The organism is Streptomyces sp. NPDC091280 (assembly GCF_044768565.1).
Lineage (GTDB): Bacteria > Actinomycetota > Actinomycetes > Streptomycetales > Streptomycetaceae > Streptomyces.
In genome coordinates, this window is record NZ_JBIVUZ010000018.1 from 28,602 (window position 1) to 47,716 (window position 19,115).

Consider the following 19,115-nt stretch of genomic DNA (forward strand, 5'->3'; position numbering starts at 1 on the left):
CTTGACCAACATCGGACGGGAAGAGCGCTCCGGCAGCCACGACCGGGCGATCCCGCAGCCGTTCCTGGACCTCATGACGAGCGGCTGGCGCACCGAGGAGGTCGATCTGACCCCCGCCCCGCAGGTCGAGCACCTCGCCCGGCGCCGGGCCCAGCTGTCCGCGGCCTTCCCGGGCGACACCCTCGTGATCCCCACCGGTCACCTCCACTCGCGCACCTTCGGCGCCCCCCTTCCCTTCCGCGCGGGCAGCGACTTCCTCTGGCTGACCGGCGACCAGGAACCCGACGGCGTGCTCGTCCTGCACCCGACGGCCACCGGCCACGACGCCGTCCTGTACGCCCGCCCCCGCTCGGACATCGCCTCCGGCGCCCAGTACCTCGACCGCATGGACGGCGAGATCTGGCACGGCCGGCGCCGTTCGCCGCAGGAGAAGGCGGTCGTCCTGGGGATCGAGACCCGCTCGGCGGACGAACTGCCCGCCGTACTGGCCCCGTTGGCGACCTCACCGCGGCTGCGCGTCCTTCGCGGCTACGACACCGAGCTCGACGGCGGCCTGACGGCGGGCGCCCTGCCCGTGACCGCCGACAACACCGGACGCGACGCGCTCCTCGCGAGCGTCCTGGCGGAACTCAGGCTGGAGAAGGACGAGTGGGAGATCGCCCAGCTCCAGGACGCGGTCGACGCCACCGTCCGCGGCTTCGAGGACGTCGCCCGCCGACTGCGCCCGGACGCGCCGACCCCCGAGCGCCACATCGAGGGCGTCTTCGCTTGGCGGGCCCGGGTCGACGGCAACAGCGTCGGCTACAACTCCATCGTGGCGGGCGGCCCCCGCTCCACGATCCTGCACTGGGACCGCAACGACGCCGTCGTCGAGCCGGGCCAGGTCCTTCTGGCCGACATGGGCATCGAGAACGTCCACGGCTACACCGCCGACGTCACCCGCGTCCTGCCGGTCTCCGGGACCTTCACCCCGGCCCAGCGAGCGGTCTACGACATCGTGCACGCCTCCCGCACCGCGGGCCTCGCCGTCCTCGCCCCGGGCGTGGAGTTCGCGGAGATCCAGCGGACCTGCACGCGGGTGCTGGCCGAGGGCCTGCGCGACCTCGGCATCCTCAAGGGCGGCATCGAGGAGGTCCTCGACCCGGAGACGACCGCCTACCGCCGCTGGACCCTGCACGGCTTCGGCCACATGCTCGGCCTCGACGTCCACGACTGCGGACACGCCCGCCCCGAGTTCTACGGCGGCGGTGTCCTGCGCGAGCACCACGTGCTGACCATGGAACCCGGCCTCTACCTCCAGCCGAACGACGAGCTGGTCCCCGAGGAACTGCGCGGCATCGGAGTCCGCATCGAGGACGACGTCCTCGTGACGGCCACCGGCTCCCGGCTCCTCACCGAGGCCCTGCCGACGGAGTCGTACGAGATCGAGTCCTGGCTCGCCACGCAGCGCGAGGCGGGCCCCCGGGAGCCGGGCTTCGATGGCGACTGACAGCACCGGCGCCGAGGCGGAGTTCGACGTGTTCACCGCGCGGCTGGGCATCGAGATCCCCGCCGACCTCAAAGGCGGTGTGCTGCACGGCTACCAGGGTCTGCGCGCCCTGGCCGAACTGCTGCGCGCCGCCGACACCGGACAGGAGGCACCGGGTGGCTGAGGCCCTGCACGAACTCTCCGTACCGGAGGCGGGCGCCCTCCTGCGCTCCGGCGACCTCACCTCCCTCGATCTCACCCGGCACGCCCTGGACCGCGTCGCCCGGCTCGATCCCGCGCTGCACGCCTTCATCCTGGTCACGGAGGAGACCGCGCTGGAGCGGGCCGCGGCGGCCGACCGGGAGCTGCGGGACGGCCTCGACCGCGGCCCGATGCACGGCATCCCGTACGCGCTCAAGGACATCTTCGACGCGGAGGGCGTCCCCACCACGAACGCCTCCCGGCTGTGCGCCGGCGAGGTGGCGCGGGCGGACAGTACGGTCGAGCGGCGGCTGCGCGCAGGGGGCGCGGTCGGCCTCGGCAAGCTGACCACGTTCGAGTTCGCGGTCGGCGGCCCGAGCTTCGACCTGCCGTTCCCGCCCGCCCGCAACCCGTGGAGCGAGGACCATGTGCCGAGCGGCTCCTCGTCCGGTTCGGGCGCGGCGGTCGCCGCCGGCCTGGTCCGGGTCACCGTGGGCTCCGACACCAGCGGCTCCACCCGGGGGCCGGCCTTCCACTGCGGCGCGGTCGGCCTGAAGCCGACGTACGGACTGGTCTCGGGGCACGGCGCCCACACCCTCTCCCACACGCTCGACCACTTCGGGCCGCTGACCTGGACGGTCGCCGACGCCGCCGCCGCGCTGCGGGTGATCGCCGGCCACGACGCGGCCGACGCGCGCACCACGGAGGGCCGAATCCCCGACTACCTGGGGGAGTTGGACCACGGCGTCGCGGGTCTGCGGGTGGCCCACGCGCCGGACTGGTACGCGGAGGACCCGCTGACCCTGCCCGACATCACCACCGGCATCCGGCGGGCGCTCGGCGTCCTCGACGGACTCGGCGCACAGGTCGAGGAGGTGACGCTGCCGCCGTACGACCTGTTCAACGCGTGCGGCCGACTCGTCTTCGCGGCCGAGGCGTTCGCCACCCACGAGAACCAACTCCGCGACCGGCCAAGGTTGTTCGGCCGCTACACCTACCAACGCGTCATGCCGGGCGCCGGAGTCACGGCGGCCGACCTGCTGCGCGCCCACCGCGTAAGGCGGTCGCTGCGGCGGCGGCTGGACGAGAGCGTCTTCGACCGGTACGACGTCCTGGTCACCGTGTGCGGGCAGAGCACGGCCGCCCGCTGGAGCGACTTCCCCGAGGACTGGCCGCCACCCGGGCTCGCCAACGACATGCGCACGATCCCCTTCAGCGTCACCGGCCATCCGGCGCTGTCCCTGCCGATCGGGTTCGCGGCGGACGGTCTGCCCATCGGCCTCCAGATCGTCGGCCGGGCCTTCGGCGAGGCGACCGTGTTCCGCGTCGCGGCGGCCCTGGAGGCCGAACTCGGACAGCGCCACCGCCGTCCCCCCGAACCCCCCACCACAGAAATGGGCTCATGAGCCACGACACGACCCTCGCGACCGACTACGCCTCGGGCGCGCTGAGCAAGGACACCCCGGAGGAACGGGAACGGCTGCGGCTCCTCCAGGAATGGGGCGACCCCGACACCCGCCGGGCGCTGCGAGCCGTGGGCCTCGGCACCGACTGGCGATGCCTGGAGATCGGCGCGGGCGCCGGGTCGGTGGCCCGCTGGATCGCCGGCCAGTGCCCCGAGGGCTCGGTCACCGCCGTCGACATCGACACCCGGTACCTGGACGACTCGGCCCCCGCCAACCTCGTGACGCGGACCGGCGACATCCGCCAACTCGACTTCCCCGACGGCTCGTTCGACCTGGTGCACTCCCGGCTGACGTTCTGTCACCTCCCGGAGCGCGAGGAACTCGTCGCCCGCGCGGTGCGCTGGCTCAAGCCCGGCGGATGGCTCGTCCTCGGCGACCCGATGTGCCTGCCGGCCGCCCTCTCGGTGCACCCCCCGATCCGCCGCTTCTTCGCCGCCCTGGAGGAGGGCTGGGCGGCCCAGGGCTCCGACATGACCGGGTGGGCGACCACCATTCCGGCCCGGCTGGCCCGCGCCGGACTGCGGGACATCGACGTGCTGTCCCGCATCAACCTCCTTGGCGACAAGGGTCCCTACGCCGCGCTGGCCGCCGCCAACATCCGGCAGGAGGGCGCCTATCTGGTGGGCGCCGGACTGCTGACCCGGGCCGACGTCGACGCGGTCACCGAACTGTGCGCCGGTCCCGGCTTCACCGAGATCCGCTCGATCTCCGTGTACGCGTGGGGCCGCAAGGAGGAGTCGTGACACCTCCCGGCGACTCCTCGGCGGTCACTCCGCTGCCCGAGGCGACAAGGCACGAGGACGTTTCGGCGGACCGGCTGCGCCGCCGAGGCGTCCTCGGCTGCATCCTCGCCGCCGCGATGACCGTCCTGGACCTCTCCATGACCAGCACCGCGCTGGGCAGCATCCAGGAGGGCCTGCACAGCTCGCTCGCCAAGGGATCCCTCGTCATCTCGGCCTACGCGACAGCGGAGTTGGTCACCCTCTCGCTGAGCGCCTACCTGACCCGGGCGCTGCGCCCGCGGACGTATCTCGTCCTGCTCGTCTGCCTGTTCGTGGGCGGCGCGCTGCTGTCGGCGAGCGCGTGGAGCTTCGAGAGCCTCCTCGTGGCCCGGGTCGTGCAGGGCGCGGCGAGCGGGGCCATCATGCCGTTCGCCTACTACGCGATCGTGGTGCTGCTGCCGACCGAGCGGCATCCGAAGGCGATCTCCACCTTCTCGATCGCGGTCACCGGCTCCTACGTCCTCGCCCCGATCCTCTGCATCACGCTGGGGGAGTGGATCAGCTGGCGCGCGCTGTACTGCGTGGCCGCGCCGGCGGGCGCCCTCGCGCTCCGGCTGGCGCTGCCCGGCCTGCGCGAGATGCGCACCGACGAGTCACCCCTCGGCCGCCGCATCAACCTGGTCAGCGTCGGCGCCGTCGTCGTGGGCCTGTTCTGCACCCAGTACGCCCTGGACACCGGACAGGACCGGGGCTGGTTCTCCTCCGCGGTCGTGACGCTCGCCGTGGCCACGGCGCTGGTCGCCTTCGCCGCGTTCCTGGTCTCGGAACTGCGTGGCCGCAACCCTCTCGTCGACCTGCGGCTGCTGCGCCTGCGCCCCTTCTCGGCGGCCTGCGTGTTCAACGTGGTCGCGGGCGGCGCCGTGTACTCCAGCTTCGTCCTGATCCCCGTCTACCTGACCACGCTGGGCTTCTCCGTCGGCGAGATCGGCACGGTCTCCCTCTACGGCGGGACGGTCCAGCTCGCCATCGCGCTCGGTCTGCCCGTCGTCCTGCGTCGGCTCGACGCCTTCCTGGTGACCTGCGCCGGAGCGGGCGTCTTCGCACTCGCCGCCCTGCTGCCCTACCTCGCGGGGTCGACACCGCCGTACGCCGTGATCGTGCTGGCGCTGATGGCCCGTTCCGTCGGCGCGGGGCTGCTGCTCGCCGCCCTGGGCCTGATGGCCACCCGGGCGCTCGGCCCGAGCCAGGCGTCCTCGGGGTCGCTGCTGTTCAACATGGCGCGCAGCCTGGGTGGTTCGGTCGGGGCGGCGCTGTGCGCGGCCTTCCTGGCTGTCCGCCAGGCCTACCACCTGCGTGCGGGCGGCACGACGAACGAGAGCCGCTCGCTGGCGCTGCACGACGTCTTCGCCGTCGCGTTCGCGATCCTCCTCCTGCTCGCCCTCACGCTGCTCGCGGGCCATCTGCTGCGCAGGGTCGGGACGCGGCAGGCGGCCCGCGCGACGGACGGGTGACGTCCGACGTGTTCGCAGATCTCAACCGCGCGTTCGTCGCGGAGCAGCGGGATCCCGCACGCTCACCGCACCACGCGCTCGCGGTGCGGACCGCCGACCAGCTGCTGGGCGACCTCGGCATGAAGTACCGCGCGCTGCCCTGCCACTTCCGCGTGGACCGGGCCACCCACGCCGAACTGGCCCGGGTCACAAGGCTGTTGACGGACGCCCAGGACAAGTTGCTCGCCCACCTGTGCGCGACCCGCACCGCCGCCGAACTGACGGCTCTGTTCGACGTGCCGCCCGCCATGGCCCGGCACATCGACTGGCCGACGCTGCCCGACTCGGGGCTGCGGATCCTGCGCGCCGACATCGTCCCGGGCGACAGCGGCTACTGGTTCTGCGAGCTCAACCACTTCTGCGGCGTCGGCGCGGGCGAGGGATACCACAGCGCGCACACCTACGCCGAGGTGCTGGGCCGCCCCGTCTCCGCCCTCTCGCCGTTCCGTCAACTCGCCCTGCTCTACGCGCGGGAGTGCCGACGCGCCGGGCTCACCCGGATCGTCGTCCTGGACACCACCGAGCACCAGCGCCAGGGGTTCGGCCAACAGCTCCTGAAACAGCGGCACTTCCACCTCCTCGTGCCCGGCGTCGAAGTCGCCTACCACACCGAACGCACCTACCCCGAGCACTGGTTGAAGCCGGAGGAAGGCCGACGCACCCTGATCCACCGCGTGTTCACCTTCCACGACACCGACGACGACGGCGCCTTCCTGGCCGCGGTACGCGCCAGCGGCGCCACGGTCACCTCCATGTACGAGGCCGAACTGAGGATGCACCGGCTGTGGTTCGCCCTGATGTGCGACGACGGGACGTACGGCCAGCTGCTCACCGAGGAGGAGCGGGCCGCGATCCGGCAGTACGTCCCGCACACCGCGCTCGTCACCCCCGACGACCTCGGCGCGATCCTGGCCGACAAGGACCGGCTCGTCTTCAAACGCAGCTACTCCTACGGCGGCCGGGGCGTCCTCCTCGGCGACCACCACGACCCCCGGCAGCTGCGCGACCTCCTCACCCGGGACGGCACCGGGTGGATCGCCCAGCGCCGGATACCGTCCCCGCCCTTGGACCTGCCGTCGGTGAGCGGGGCGCCCGTCCCGCATCACCTGGTCCTCGGCATGTTCCTCTACGGCGACCGGACCGCTGGCGTGCTGGTGCGGGGCGCTCCCGACTCACCGGTGGTCAACCTGTCGAGGGGCGGCGGGATGTCGTGGGCGTTCGTCGGCTAGGTCAACTCCGTTCCCCGGGTCTCGGGCAGCCCGGCGACCGCCACGAGCCCGACCGCCCCGGCCAGCAGGACCCACAGCGTCGGGCCGATCGCCGTACCGGTGTGCCCGGTCAGCCACTCCAGTGCGAACGGCGTGGCCAGCCCGGTCAGCGATCCGGCCACGCTGTAGCCCATGGACAGCCCGGAGTAGCGGACCCGTGTCGGGAACGCCTCGGTCAGGACGGCGGGAGCCGCCCCGGTGTAGAGGGTGAGCAGGACGGTGAAGAGCACGAACCCCGCGCCGACCGCCAGGGCGGAGCCCCGGCCCATCAGCAGGAACACGGGGTAGGTCAGCACCAGGATCGCGACCGTGGAGCCGATCATCACCGGCCGCCGCCCCCAGCGGTCGGCGGCGACCCCGACGAACGGGCACAGCACCAGCCCGAAGGCCAGCCCGACGCTCAGGCCCGTGAGGGCCACGTCCAGCGACGACTTCAGGTTCACCACGGCGTACGTCGTCGAGTAGGTCAGGAACACGAAGGTCGCCGCCGTGCCGAAGAACGCCAGGCCCCACACCCGGGCGAGGGCGCCTCGGTGCTCGCGGACGGCCTCTCTCAGCGGGGTGCGGGAGATCTCCTGGCGGCTGCGCAGTTCGGCGAACACCGGGGTGTCCTGGAGCTTCAGCCGCAGGAACAGACCGACCAGCCCGAACGGCAGCGCCAGCAGGAACGGGACGCGCCACGCCCAGGCCAGCAGCGCGTCCTGGCCCAGCCCGCGCGTCAGCAGGGCGCCGAGCAGCGCCCCGACGAGGAAGGACAGCAGGACGGTGAAGGTCTGCCAGCTCGTGTAGAGGGCTCTTCGCCCGGGCGGCGCGTACTCGGCCAGGAACGCGGCGGAGCCGCCGTACTCGCCGCCCGCGGACAGCCCTTGCAGGGCCCGGCAGGCGAACAGCAGGACCGGGGCCGAGGCGCCGATGTCGGCGTACGTCGGCAGCGCGCCGATGGCCGCGGTGGAGACCGACATCAGCAGCACCACCGCGGAGAGCGCGGACCGGCGGCCGACCCGGTCGCCGAGCGCGCCGAACAGCAGCGCGCCGGCGGGACGGAGCACCGAGGCGACGGCGTAGCCGGTGAACGTCAGCAGAAGCGCGGCGGTCGCGCTCCGCTCGGGGAAGTAGAGGGTGGCCAGGACCACGGCGAGGGTGCCGTAGACCGCGTAGTCGTACCACTCGACGAAGTTGCCGATGGACGCGGCGACGACGGGCAACTTGGAGTGCGGGGAGGGGGGTTGGGTGGCGGTCGCAGGATCGTTGGGAGTACCGAGAGCGGAAGAATTCCTGTCTGCCATAACATTACTTTCTCATACAGGAATTGACGCGTACAGTCCCGGACATGAGGACCATGGAGGACTTCGCCAAGGGAATCGCCGAACTGGCCGTGACCGTGGGCGCCAACGTCCAGCCCGGACAGATCGTCGTCGTATCCGCCGAACCGGACCATCTGCCGCTGGCCCGCGAGATAGCGCGCGCCGCCTACGGACGCGGTGCCCGCTTCGTCGACGTGAGCGTGTTCGACCCGCTGCTCAAGCGGGTCCGAGTGGAGAACGCCGCCCCCGACACCCTGGACTTCGTGCCGCCGTGGCTCGGCGACTCGGTCCTTGCCCAGGGCCACCTCGGTGCCGCCACCGTGCGGATCACCGGCCCGACGCAGCCCGGTGCCCTCGACGGCCTAGACCCGGTGCTGGCCGGGCGGGACATGCTGCCGATGGTCGCCGAGCGCCGGACCGTCATCAACGACCGCAGCATCAACTGGACCCTCGTACCGAACCCGTCGCCCGCCTGGGCGGCCGTGGCACACCCCGGACTGGCGCCGGAGGCGGCGCTCGCCCGGCTCGTCGACGAGCTCTTCCACATCTGCCGCCTCGACGAACCCGACCCGGCCGCGGCCTGGCGCGACCGGATGGCCATGCTCGCCGGAGTCGGCGCGAGACTCACGCAACGGCGCTTCGACGCGATCCGGCTGCGCGGCCCGGGCACCGACCTCACCGTCGGCCTGCTGCCCAGCTCGTGCTGGCTGACCACCGCCATGAGCAACCGGGACGGCGTGCCCCATCTCGCCAACCTGCCCACCGAGGAACTGCTCACCACGCCCGACCCGGAACGCGTCGACGGATTCGTCACCGCTTCCCGCCCCCTGGTACTGGCCGGCGCCACCGTGGAGGGACTGCGGGTCCGCTTCGAGGGCGGCCGGGCCGTCTCCGTCGACGCCGACCGGGGCGCCGACGTGCTCCGCGGCTACACCACGCGCGACCCGGGCGCCGCCCGCCTCGGCGAGCTGGCCCTCGTGGACGGGCTCGGCCGGGTCGGCCCCCTGGGCACGGTCTTCCACGAGACCCTGCTCGACGAGAACGCCGCCACCCACCTCGCCTTCGGCTGGGGCTACCTCGCGCCGGTCGCGGACGCCCGCGACCACTCACGGGTCAACACCTCCGCGATCCACGTCGACTTCATGATCGGCTCCCCGCGGATGACGGTGGAGGGGCTCACGGCCGACGGCACCGCGGTCACGGTTCTGGAGCGGGGGGAGTGGCGTATCTGAGTCGACCTGCCTAGTCCGTGGCTTGTTCGCCTCCGTCGACGGCCCCGTCACCCAGGGGGTGGTGGGGCCGTCCGACGCGCCGTGCCTATCATGGGCGCGACCAGCGTTCTTTCCGGCCTGGAGGCGGCGCGTGGACGAGATCGTGGAACTGGGCGGCAGGCTGCGCCGGCTTCGCCGTGCACGTGGCCTGACGCTGGCCGAACTCGGGGACAAGGCCGACCTCACCAGCGGCTATCTCGCCAACGTGGAGAACGGCGTCACCACCCCGAGCCTCAGCACTCTCGCGGCGCTCGCCGCCGTCATGGGGACGGACATGTCGGCGTTCTTCCCCGCGACGGCCCGCACCAACGTGCACGTCCACCGTGCCGCCCAGATGAAGAACCTGCGCGTGGGCCGCAACAGCGCCAGCGTCTACACCGTCCTGTCCGCACGGGCGGCGGACCCGGACTTCACCGGCCTGGTCGACCATGTCTCCCCGTCGGAATCCACCATGCCCGTCTCCCACTTCGGGGAGCGGCTCGCACTCGTACTCAAGGGGGAGATCGAGATGCGGATCGGAACCGTGGTCCACCGGCTGGGTCCCGGCGAGACCCTGCACTACTCGTCCCATCCCGAACACCGGCTCAAGGTGACCTCGGACGAAGCGGCGGAGATCCTCTGGGTCGTCACCCCGGCGGTCCTGTGACCGCCAAGGACGTGGGGAACGAGGGAGGCGCGGGCATCGCGGTCGACGAGAAGTCGCTCGCCGTCCGGGTCGGCGGCCGGCTGCGCGGCCTGCGCCAGGACCGGGGGCTCACACTCGCGGCCCTGTCGCGTGAGTGCGGTGTCTCCGTGTCGTACCTCTCGGCGGTCGAGAAAGGCGTCAACCACCCGTCGCTGCACACCCTGGCCGCGATCACCGAGGCCCTCGGGGTGAGCATCCGTGACGTCGTGGCGGAGGAGGGGCAGGAGACGATCCGGCTCTCCGCGATCCCGCGTCAGCCCTCCGAGGCCGCCGAGGTCTCCCACCCGCTCCTCACCTTGCGCGCGTTCGTCGTGACCGCGGCCACCGGCGACGAAGGCGCCTGCCCGGTCGAACTCGCCGACCGGAGCCTCTTCCTCTACGTCGTCTCCGGCGCCGTCACCGTCCGCATCGACGACACCGACTACACCCTCGACACCGGCGACGCCCTCGACGTGACGGAACTGCAAGAGGCGTCCTGGCGGAGCCCGGCCGCGTCGACGGTCATGTGGGTGTCGATCCCCCGTCGCCGCAACTGAGGCGCGCGGACCGGCCGTTGAACCGGTCCGGGCGCCGCGCTCAGGAACCGACCGTCCGGCGCACGACGTACGGCAGGATCCCGCCGTGCCGCAGGTAGTCGAGCTCCTGTCGGGAGAAGATCCTGAGCCTCAGCTCCGCGGCCGTCCCGGAGCCGTCCGCGCGCAGGATCCGCAGCGTGACGCGGTTGGTGCCGACCGTCAGGTCGTCGAGCCCCTCGAAGGAGAGGTCTTCCGCGCCGGTGAAGCCGTACGCCGACCCGCCCTCGCCCTCGGCGAACTCAATGGGCAGGACGCCCATGCCGATCAGGTTCGACCGGTGGATACGTTCGTAGGACTCCGCGACGACAGCGCGGACACCGAGCAGCGCCTGCGCCTTGGCGGCCCAGTCACGGCTGGAGCCGGCGCCGTAGTTGCGGCCGGCGATCACGACCAGGGGGTGTCCCGCCTCCCGGTAGGTGGCTGCCGCCTCGTACACGGGCAGGACTCGGGACCGGTCGACCGCGTACGCCTGTCCACCGCTCGCCGGCTGGTCCGTGAGCAGCAGGTTGGTGACGGTCGCGTTGGTGAAGGCGCCGCGCAGCATCACCTCGTGGTTGCTGCGGCGGGTGGAGTACTGGTTGAGATCGCGCCGGGCGGTGCCGCGTTCGGTCAGCCAGCGGCCCGCGGTGCTGAGGGCGGGGATGGCACCGGCCGGGGAGATGTGGTCGGTGGTGACGTCGTCGCCCAGGCGCAGCAGGACCTTGGCCCGGTCGAGGCGCAGTCGGGCCGTGGGCTGTGGCGAGAGGCCTGTCAGGTGCGGCGGGCGACGGATGTAGGTGGAGTCCGGATCCCAGGGGAAACGCGTGCCGGTGGGGGCCTGGATCTCCCGCCAGGCCGGTGTGCCCTGCCGGATGCGGGAGGCGTTGTCGCGGAACATCTCCGGGCGTACGGCCGCGCCGACCCGTGCGGCGACCTCCTCGTCGGAGGGCCACAGGTCCTTGAGATAGACGGAAGTGCCGTCGGCGCCCGTGCCCAGGGGCGTGCGGTCGAAGTCGTGCAGGATCGAGCCGGCCAGGGCGTAGGCGACGACCAGTGGCGGGGACGCGAGGTACGAGAGGGAGATCCGTGGGTTGACCCGGCCCGCGAAGTTCCGGTTGCCGGACAGCACGGCGACGGGTTCCACGGCGTTCTTCACGGCGAGCCGTTCCATCTCCGGGTGCAGGGGGCCGGAGTTGCCGATGCAGGTCATGCACCCGAAGCCGACGATGTGGAAGCCGGTGCTCTCCAGGGCCGGTAGGAGGTCGGCCGCGCGGAGGTACTCCTCGACGACCCGGGAGCCGGGGGAGAGCGAGGTCTTCACCCAGGGCTTGGCGGTCAGTCCGGCCGCCACCGCCCGCTCGGCGAGCAGCCCGGCCTGCACGACGAGTGCGGGGTTGGCCGTGTTGGTGCAGCTGGTGATGGCGGCGACGGCGATCGGGCCCTCCGGCAGCGGTTCGTCGAACTCACCCGTCTCCACCGGGTAGTTGTCGGCGGGCCGCGCGGAGAGCCGGTAGGACTCCGCTACGGCCGACAGCGGCAGCCGCTGGTGAGGGAGCCGGGGTCCGGCGAGGCTGGGCTCGACCGAGCCGAGGTCGAGATCGATCACCTGGTCATAGTGGGGTTCGGCCGCGCCGGGCACGCGCTTGAGGCCCTGCGCGGTGAGATAGGCGTCGACCAGCCGGACGTGGTCCTCGTCCCGGCCGCTGAGCCGCAGATAGGCGGTGGTCTCGTCGTCGTAGGGGAAGAAGACGCAGGTCGCCCCGTACTCGGGTGCCATGTTGGAGACGGCGGCGCGCTCCGCCCAGCCCAGGCGCGCGACGCCGTCGCCGCAGAACTCGACGAACTTGTTCACCACCCCCTCGGCGCGCAGGAGTTCGGTGAGGGTGAGAGCGAGGTCGGTGGCGCCGACGCCCGGGCTCAGCCGGCCGGTGAGCCGGACGCCGACCACTTCGGGGTACTGGATGGTGACCGGCTCGCCGAGCATGGCCGCCTGGCCCTCAAGGCCGCCGACGCCCCAGCCGACCACGCCGAGCGCGTTGATCATCGGGGTGTGGCTGTCGGTGGCGACCAGTACGTCCGGATGGAGTTCGGGCAAGCCGCCGTCGTCCGGCTCCGTCTCCCACACCACCCGGGCCAGCGCCTCCATGTTGACCTGGTGGATGATGCCGGTGCCGGGCGGGATCACGCGGAAGTTGTGCACGCTGCCCTCGGCCCACTTGACCATCTCGTACCGCTCGCCGTTGCGGCGGAAGTCGATCAGCAGGTTGCGTTCCACGGCGTCGCGGCGGCCGTACTCCTCGACGATGACGGAGTGGTCCACGGTCAGGTCCACCGGGATGGACGGCTGCAACCGCTCGGGGTCACCGCCGAGTTCGGCGACGCTGTCGCGCATCGCCGCGAAGTCGGCCAGGGCGGGCAGGCACGTGGTGTCGTGCAGCATGATCCGGTTCGGACGCACCGGCACCTCGCAGGCGCCCTTCCCGGCCAGTGCCCGCGCGGCGACCTCCGGGAGGGCTTCGGGTGCCCGGCGGGCCACGTTCTCCAACAGGATCCGTACGGCGTACGGAAGCTCCGGTAGTCGCCCGGACGGCAGCAGTCCGTCGAGCGGCCGGTAGCGGTAGGAGCGGCCGTCGACGGTGAGCACGGCGGTGCGATGGCAATCGGAACTCAAAGCCTGACTCCGGGTCTCTTGACGCGGCGAAGAACACCCCCAATATTGTCTCAAGCCGCTCACTGATACAACCGCTCTTGCCTGAGCCGTCTGGAGCTCCGTATGGCGATCACCGTCGATCCGAGCGAGGCCTCCGCGACGATGCGCACCGTTTCCCGGCGCATCCTCCCGTTCCTCTTCGTGCTCTACGTCGTCAACTACATCGACCGCGCGAACATCGGCTTCGCCGCTCTGCAGATGAACAAGGAACTGGGCCTGAGCAGCCAGGCCTTCGGCCTCGCGGCCGGGCTGTTCTTCTGGGGCTACTTCCTCTTCGAGGTGCCGAGCAACCTGGCCCTCGCCCGCTTCGGCGCCCGCCGCTGGATCGCCCGGATCCTCGTCAGCTGGGGAATCCTCGCCACCGTCATGGCGTTCGTGCACTCCCCGGTCCAGCTGTACGTGCTGCGCTTCCTGCTGGGAGTGGCGGAGGCCGGCTTCTTCCCCGGCATCGTCGTCTACCTGACGTACTGGTTCCGCAAGAAGGAGGTGGCCACCGCCACCGCGCTCTTCCTCACCGCGATCCCGGCCTCGTACGTCTTCGCCGCCCCGCTCAGCGCGCTGATCATGGACCATGTCCACTGGTTCGGGCTCAGCGGCTGGCGCTGGATGTTCATCCTGGAGGGCATCCCGGCCGTGGTGCTCGGCGTCGCCTGCTACTTCGTGCTGACCGAGAAGCCCGCCGACGCGAAGTGGCTCACCGAGCGCCAACGGCAGTGGCTGACCGCCGAACTGGAACAGGAGCAGCAGGCCAATCCGCACGCGAAGAAGCTGGGCACGCTCAAGGTGATGTCCGACCCGAAGGTCCTGCTGCTGGCCGTCGTCTACTTCGTCTACCAGGCCGGCAGCCTCGGCGTCGGCTACTGGCTGCCGCAGATCGTGAAGGGCTTCTCCGCAGGCCTGAGCAACACCGAGGTCGGCTTCATCAGTGCCATCCCGTACGTCGTCGCGGCCGTCGGCATGGTGTGCTGGTCGCGCCGCTCCGACCGCACCGGCGAGCGCAAGCTGCATGCGGCGATCCCGCTCGCCCTGGCCGCCGTCACCCTGATCGCCGCGGGCTTCGCCCACTCCGCGGTGCTCGGCATGGCCCTGATCGCCGTGTCACTGACCGGCATGTACAGCTTCAAGTCCCCGTTCTGGGCGCTGCCGACGCAGTTCCTGACCCGCTCCACGGCGGCGGTCGCCGTCGCTGTGGTCAACTCCATCGGCAACCTGGGCGGCTTCTTCGGTCCCTACACGATCGGCTGGGTGAAGGATTCGACGGGAAGCGCCACGGGCGGGCTGGTGTTCCTCGGCGGCCTGACGGCGCTGGCCTTCGTCCTCACGGTCGCCATCAGGATCAACGGTGGCCCCGGTTCCCCGACCGGTCGGCGGCGGACGGGCGAGAAGCAGCGGCCTTCGTCCGTCACGCCGTAGCCGTCAGGAGTTGTCGGTTCGGATCCAGGCATCGGCCCCGCCACGGGAACGGCGGGGCCGGACGCCTTCCCCTGGTCCTAGTCCTCGGGGCCGGCCCCGGTCTTCACGGACCGTACTTTGCCCAGATGTTCGTGCAGAAAGGCCGAGGCCTCCTTCAGATCGCCGCTCTCGACCAGGTCCAGGAGGTGCAGATGCTCCCGGGCCTGATGGGCCAGACGGGAGCGATCGAGCTGGTGGCGGTACTCGATCAGACGGCGCAGCCGGTTGACCCGCCGGACCGAGTCCAGCAGGAACTGGTTGCCGGAGCAGCCCACCAGCATCTCGTGGAACGACGCGTTGACCTGGAACAGCTCCGCCCGCGGCAGCAACAGGATGTCCCCGTGCAACAGAGCCTCCTGCTGCTGCCGGTGCAGCGCGAAGGCTTCTGGGTCCGGTGTGAAGCCGGGCTCCAGAAGAGCGGCGGGCTCGATGATCATCCGGAACCGGTAGCTCTGCGCGTGCGCCTCGACCGTGGCCATCACGTGCTGGAACTCCCAGCCCCGACCGCCCGGTTTGCGCCGCACCAGATCCTCGGCCTCCATCCGGGACAGCACCCGGTCGGCCTGCCGTGGGGAGAGCCGGTAGCGGCGGGCGATGTCGGCGGAGGTGAAGGAGCCGCTGAAACGCCCGCCGACGTAGTCGTCCGCGATGTCGAAGTACGCCTTCTGCTCCCCGTCCTCGCTCTCGGTCAGGACGGGGCGGGCGAGGGCCTTCGCGTCCCGGGCGAGGAAGAAGCCCCGGTTGGGCACGCGATCGAGGATGCCCACCTCGGCGAGGAAGAGCATCGCCCCGCGCACCGGCGTGCGGGAGACCTGTAGCTCGTCGGCCGCCCACTGCTCGGTGATGTGCGCGCCCTCGTCGAGGCCGCTGCGACGCATCAGGTCGATGAGCTGCGTGGCCATGGAAGTGGTCAGGTTCAGCCGTGACATGGCCCCCTGCGCTCTGCACGTGTCGGGACAGGACGCCTCATCCTATGAACCCCTCAACCGAAGAGAACGCAGACGGGCGAGCCGGTCCGTACGACGGTCCCGTTCGGGTGCGGAAGGCCCGTGCCGGGGTCGATGTCGAAGGCGACGACGGAGTGACTGCGTTCATTGGCGACGTACATCCGCCCGCCGTCCGGAGCGAGACAGAAGAACCGCGGCCGGACACCCTCGGTGGAGGCCCGGCCCACCGGCGCCAGCGTTCCGTCGTCCACGGCGAACACGGTGATGGTGTCGGGCCCGGGTCCACCAGGGCTGCTGTCCCCGGCGCCGCTGCGGTTGGACGCGTAGACGAACCGCCCGTCCGGGCTGACCGCGATCTCGCCGCCGCGACTGTCGCCGGTCGCCGTGGGCGCGGTACTGGGGAGTGTCTGAGCGGCTTCGAGTGCTCCCTCCCGCGCGTCCCAGCGGTACGCGGTGACGGTCGAGCGCAGTTCGTCGACGGTGTAGGCGTACGGCAGCCGGGGGTGGAAGGCGATGTGCCGGGGCCCGGCGAACTCCCGCGTCGCAACCGACCGCCGGAGACCGAGCTTCCCGGAATCCGACTCCAACGTGAGCGTGAATAGCCGGTCCAGACCCTTGTCCGGTACGACGAAGAAGCGGCCGTCGGGCGAGAAGGGCACGTGGTGCGGCCTGGAACCGGTCTGGTCCGCGCGGTGCGGGCCGGGCTCGCCGGGCAGTTCCAGCAGATCGCGGACCGGACCGAGCCGGCCGTCGGCGAGCAGCGGCAGGGACGCGATGCTGCCCGAGGAGTGGTTGGCGACCACCAGGAAACGGTTCGTGGGGTCGACCGCCAGGTGCGCGGGATTACGACCGCCGGTGTCCTGACGCCCGAGGGCGCCGAGCAGACCGGTGTACGGGTCGATGCGGAAGGCGCTCACGTAGTCCAGGTCGCCGTGCACGGCGTACAGGAAACGCCGGTCGTGGTCGGTCGCCAGGAACGTCGGATTGTCGAGGGCGATGGTCTGGAGGTGGGTCCAAGCGTCGCCCCGTGCGCTCACGTCGTACACCTCGATGCCGTTGCCCCGGCCTTCGCGTGCCGCTGTGGTGCGGGAGCCGACGTAGGCGACGGTGCCTGTGCGACGGGCGAGTGCGTTCATGGCCATATTGTATTGATCGGCCGTCTGATACAAAAGGGCTGTGCAGGTCGCACCACTCTCAGGTCCACCCGCCAGGAGGCCCGATGTCCACCGTCCCGGTTCCCACCGCAGACCTCGTCGACCGCTACGGTGAGCAACTGCGCGTCTGCGACACCCAGTTCACCTCGTACGGCGCGGTCCGCTCCTTCTGCGGTCCCGTCCGCACGATCTCCTGCCATGACGACAACGCCCTGCTGCACGAACTGCTCCGTGAACCCGGCGACGGTCACATCGTGGTCGTCGACGGCCTCGCCTCCCTGCGCACCGCGCTGCTCGGCGACATCATGGCCACCCGCGCCCGGGACAACGGCTGGGCGGGCCTGGTCATCCACGGCGCGGTCCGTGACGTTGCCGCGCTGGCCGGCATCCACCTCGGTGTACGGGCCCTCGGCGCCAACCCGCGCAAGAGCGGAAAGGCCGGCACCGGCGCCGTCGACGTGCCGGTGACCTTCGGCGGGGTGACCTTCGGCCCCGGGGACGTGCTGCACGCCGACGACGACGGTGTCGTACTGCTGCCGAACCAGCCCTGAGCGGGCGCCGGCAGGAGAACACTGTCGTGCCGTCGGCCTCCAGGAGGTGGGTGACCTCAGGCACGCCGTGGCCGGCAGGCGCGGCGGTGACGCGCCCCCGATCGGTGGCGGGACGGGCGGCAGTGGGTCGGCGAGCACCGCATCGGGGGTGATCACCGACCCGTCCGTGCCCGTGCCCTCCATGACGCGGGCCGGGCTCAGGCGGTGGCGACCGCCGTCGCGGCGTGTATCGCGGTCAGGAGCGAGGCACCCGCGATCATCGTCGTCTTCCGGGTGGCGACTCCGATGACGGCGTCGCCGATCTGGGCCGCCGCGGCCGCGCACAGGACGAGTGCGGCGGCGGGGCCGGGCCATGCCAGGGGTGCGACGAGGGCCGCCACTCCCAGAGGTACCCCTCTGGTCGCGTACATCCAGCCGTAGAAGCGTTCGCCGGCGGTCGGTGTGGCGCTCTCGCTCAGCGCTGCCGGGCGTACCCCTCCCACCAGTGCGAAAGCGATGCCGGCGACCGCGCCGACGGCGTTCGCTCCCAGGAGGATGGTCACGAGGCGTACTCGGTCGACGGTTCGGTGCCGTAGCGCGTCCAGACCTCGGCCACCGCTTCGCGTGACAACGGCTGCCCGGACTCGACCATGGCCTTGAGGTCACGGAAGTACTGCACGTACAGGTCCGGGGTGAAGGTGTTGAGCATGACCGCCGTCTCGTCGGTCACGTTGGCGAAGGTGTGCGGTGCGCCCGGCGGGACCATGACCCACGTACCGGCACCGGCGTCGTGGTCGTCCTCGCCGACGGTGAACCGCACGCTGCCCGAGAGGACGTAGAACCCCTCGTCGTGCTGCGCGTGGCGGTGCTGCGGAGGTCCGGCGGTGTGCGCGGGGATGGTGATCTCGCCCATTCCCAGGCGGTGTTCGGTGTTGCTGCCGTCCTCAAGGATCCGGATCGTCGACGGGCCGTTGACGATGAGTTCGCCCTCGCCGGGACCGGTGATCGACACCTTGGCCATGAACTCTCCCTGACTGGTGGGGTTGCCAATGGCCAGGACCCTACGATCGGTCGGAGCATTTTTGCAAGCCGACTCTTAAAAAAAGAGTTGACTCCAATTCAGGGGGTGCGCCCTATATGCTGGGGGTCGGCACGAAAGGATGATCATGGTCGAGCGGGGTCGCCCGAACGGGCTCAGCAACACGATGGAACGCACCAGGTCGGCGATCGTCACGGCCGCCCGCGACCTCGCCGACACCGGGGCGGAGATCACGATGCCGACGGTCGCGGCCCACGCGCGGGTCTCCGAAGCGACCGCCTATCGCTACTTCCCCGACCTCCTCACCCTCCTGCGTGCCGCCGTGATGACGGAGGACCTGGTCGCGGTCCTGCGATCGACGACTCGCGGCGACGACCCGGTCGAACGGATCGGCCAGGCCGCCGAGATCCTCGGCCGGGCGGTGCTGCGCAGACAGGGCGCCGTCCGGGCAGTCGTCGCCTCCACCATCGCGAAACCCTCGACGTCCAAGGACCGTCCCGCCCATCGCTTCGGTCTCATCGAGCACGCCCTCGCCCCCTGGGCCGAGAGTTGCGGTTCCGAGCACCGCGCGGACGTGGAGCAACTGGTCCGCGGTCTCGCCCTCGTCGTCAGCGCCGAGTCGCTGTTCGCCCTGACCGACCTCTGTGGCCTGACCCCCGACGACGCGATCGCCAGCCTTGTGACCACGGCCCGGCAGATGACCGCCGCGGCGGTCGCGGCCGTTCCTGCGAGGCCCGCCGCCGGCTGAGCGGCCTGCACGTTCCGGCGTGGGCCGGACAAAGGAGTCCGAACCG

General features: G+C 71.4%; 18 protein-coding genes. 12 read left to right on the forward strand and 6 right to left on the reverse strand.

Features of this window, described 5'->3' with window-relative positions; translation table 11 throughout:
• Position 1 precedes the first annotated feature (1 nt).
• Genes ACIQPR_RS41875 through ACIQPR_RS41900 form a run of 6 tightly spaced genes read left to right on the forward strand, consistent with a single transcriptional unit; the run spans position 2 to position 6,636 of the window.
• The gene (locus ACIQPR_RS41875) at positions 2-1,489 is read left to right on the forward strand and encodes an aminopeptidase P family protein (protein ID WP_403660376.1); all 1,488 of its coding nucleotides are present in this window, start codon (positions 2-4) and stop codon (positions 1,487-1,489) included.
• Positions 1,479-1,652, forward strand: coding sequence for a hypothetical protein (locus tag ACIQPR_RS41880; RefSeq protein WP_403660379.1), 174 nt, complete (start codon positions 1,479-1,481; stop codon positions 1,650-1,652). Before ACIQPR_RS41875 ends, ACIQPR_RS41880 begins: the two co-directional genes overlap by 11 nt.
• Positions 1,645-3,075: an amidase gene (locus tag ACIQPR_RS41885; RefSeq protein ID WP_403660382.1), complete on the forward strand. Its 1,431-nt coding sequence runs from the start codon at positions 1,645-1,647 to the stop codon at positions 3,073-3,075. The genes ACIQPR_RS41880 and ACIQPR_RS41885 overlap by 8 nt, the downstream gene beginning before the upstream one ends.
• Positions 3,072-3,878 (forward strand): class I SAM-dependent methyltransferase, encoded by an 807-nt coding sequence (locus ACIQPR_RS41890; protein ID WP_403660385.1) that lies wholly within the window; start codon positions 3,072-3,074, stop codon positions 3,876-3,878. The genes ACIQPR_RS41885 and ACIQPR_RS41890 overlap by 4 nt, the downstream gene beginning before the upstream one ends.
• Complete coding sequence (locus ACIQPR_RS41895) at positions 3,875-5,368, forward strand: MFS transporter (protein WP_403660388.1); 1,494 nt, start codon at positions 3,875-3,877, stop codon at positions 5,366-5,368. Before ACIQPR_RS41890 ends, ACIQPR_RS41895 begins: the two co-directional genes overlap by 4 nt.
• 8 nt (positions 5,369-5,376) lie before the next feature.
• Positions 5,377-6,636, forward strand: coding sequence for a hypothetical protein (locus tag ACIQPR_RS41900; RefSeq protein WP_403660391.1), 1,260 nt, complete (start codon positions 5,377-5,379; stop codon positions 6,634-6,636).
• Here ACIQPR_RS41900 and ACIQPR_RS41905 read toward each other — a convergent pair.
• Positions 6,633-7,961, reverse strand: coding sequence for an MFS transporter (locus ACIQPR_RS41905; RefSeq protein WP_403660394.1), 1,329 nt, complete (start codon positions 7,959-7,961; stop codon positions 6,633-6,635). The genes ACIQPR_RS41900 and ACIQPR_RS41905 overlap by 4 nt on opposite strands.
• Positions 7,962-8,005: 44 nt before the next feature.
• Between ACIQPR_RS41905 and ACIQPR_RS41910 the strand changes: the two genes are divergently transcribed.
• The 3 genes from ACIQPR_RS41910 (at position 8,006) to ACIQPR_RS41920 (ending at position 10,471) form a co-directional block, all read left to right on the forward strand.
• The gene (locus ACIQPR_RS41910; RefSeq protein WP_403660397.1) at positions 8,006-9,211 is read left to right on the forward strand and encodes an aminopeptidase; all 1,206 of its coding nucleotides are present in this window, start codon (positions 8,006-8,008) and stop codon (positions 9,209-9,211) included.
• A gap of 130 nt (positions 9,212-9,341) precedes the next feature.
• Entirely contained in the window at positions 9,342-9,896 is a 555-nt protein-coding gene (locus tag ACIQPR_RS41915) for a helix-turn-helix domain-containing protein (protein WP_403660400.1), read from the forward strand.
• A gap of 11 nt (positions 9,897-9,907) precedes the next feature.
• Positions 9,908-10,471 (forward strand): helix-turn-helix domain-containing protein, encoded by a 564-nt coding sequence (locus tag ACIQPR_RS41920; RefSeq protein ID WP_403660403.1) that lies wholly within the window; start codon positions 9,908-9,910, stop codon positions 10,469-10,471.
• A gap of 40 nt (positions 10,472-10,511) precedes the next feature.
• Here the strand turns inward: ACIQPR_RS41920 and acnA are convergent, their stop codons facing one another.
• A complete protein-coding gene (gene acnA / locus ACIQPR_RS41925; RefSeq protein WP_403660406.1) occupies positions 10,512-13,160 on the reverse strand; it encodes an aconitate hydratase AcnA in 2,649 nt (882 codons plus the stop codon).
• Between the two features lie 102 nt (positions 13,161-13,262).
• On the opposite strand from acnA, the gene ACIQPR_RS41930 reads away from it, so the two are divergent.
• Positions 13,263-14,612 (forward strand): MFS transporter, encoded by a 1,350-nt coding sequence (locus ACIQPR_RS41930; RefSeq protein WP_403660409.1) that lies wholly within the window; start codon positions 13,263-13,265, stop codon positions 14,610-14,612.
• 77 nt (positions 14,613-14,689) lie between these two features.
• On the opposite strand, the gene ACIQPR_RS41935 is transcribed toward ACIQPR_RS41930, so the two are convergent.
• Positions 14,690-15,553: an FCD domain-containing protein gene (locus tag ACIQPR_RS41935; protein WP_403660412.1), complete on the reverse strand. Its 864-nt coding sequence runs from the start codon at positions 15,551-15,553 to the stop codon at positions 14,690-14,692.
• A gap of 80 nt (positions 15,554-15,633) precedes the next feature.
• Complete coding sequence (locus tag ACIQPR_RS41940) at positions 15,634-16,734, reverse strand: lactonase family protein (protein ID WP_403660415.1); 1,101 nt, start codon at positions 16,732-16,734, stop codon at positions 15,634-15,636.
• An 83-nt stretch (positions 16,735-16,817) separates the two neighbouring features.
• Between ACIQPR_RS41940 and rraA the strand changes: the two genes are divergently transcribed.
• The gene (gene rraA / locus ACIQPR_RS41945) at positions 16,818-17,303 is read left to right on the forward strand and encodes a ribonuclease E activity regulator RraA (protein ID WP_403660418.1); all 486 of its coding nucleotides are present in this window, start codon (positions 16,818-16,820) and stop codon (positions 17,301-17,303) included.
• 197 nt (positions 17,304-17,500) lie between these two features.
• On the opposite strand, the gene ACIQPR_RS41950 is transcribed toward rraA, so the two are convergent.
• Both ACIQPR_RS41950 and ACIQPR_RS41955 read right to left on the reverse strand, forming a co-directional pair.
• Entirely contained in the window at positions 17,501-17,845 is a 345-nt protein-coding gene (locus ACIQPR_RS41950; RefSeq protein WP_403660421.1) for a hypothetical protein, read from the reverse strand.
• The gene (locus ACIQPR_RS41955; RefSeq protein WP_403660424.1) at positions 17,842-18,303 is read right to left on the reverse strand and encodes a cupin domain-containing protein; all 462 of its coding nucleotides are present in this window, start codon (positions 18,301-18,303) and stop codon (positions 17,842-17,844) included. Before ACIQPR_RS41955 ends, ACIQPR_RS41950 begins: the two co-directional genes overlap by 4 nt.
• A 145-nt stretch (positions 18,304-18,448) precedes the next feature.
• Between ACIQPR_RS41955 and ACIQPR_RS41960 the strand changes: the two genes are divergently transcribed.
• The gene (locus ACIQPR_RS41960; protein ID WP_403660427.1) at positions 18,449-19,069 is read left to right on the forward strand and encodes a TetR/AcrR family transcriptional regulator; all 621 of its coding nucleotides are present in this window, start codon (positions 18,449-18,451) and stop codon (positions 19,067-19,069) included.
• Positions 19,070-19,115: the final 46 nt, after the last annotated feature.